Origin of the sequence: Blautia sp. AF19-10LB (assembly GCF_003461245.1) — a bacterium.
Taxonomy (GTDB): Bacteria; Bacillota; Clostridia; order Lachnospirales; family Lachnospiraceae; genus Blautia_A; species Blautia_A intestinihominis.
Genome location: NZ_QTWS01000089.1, coordinates 851 through 1,135 on the forward strand (window position 1 = coordinate 851; position 285 = coordinate 1,135).

The following is a 285-nucleotide window of genomic DNA, read 5'->3' on the forward strand; positions in this document are numbered from 1 at the left end:
TGCGTCCAGTGTATTATTCTGTCGTTTTTTCTTTTTATATCCATGCTGGTTCAGCCATGCAGCAATCGCAGAAATTCCCATATTTGTATGAATAAATTTATCATAGATCAGACGAATAATCTCTGCTTCGTCCTCTGCGATCTACAATTCTCCATTTACCAATTCATAGCCATATGGAGCAAACCCGCCGTTCCATTTTCCTTCCCTTGCTTTCTGCTTACGTCCTTCCATTGTCTGAACAAGGATATTCTCTCGTTCAATCTCTGCCACCGCAGACAGAACAGA

Annotated in this window: 1 pseudogene; it reads right to left on the minus strand. The window is 41.4% G+C overall.

The features are described 5' to 3' along the window. Positions 1 to 285: pseudogene (locus DWX28_RS20700) on the minus strand (recombinase family protein); the annotation flags it as partial.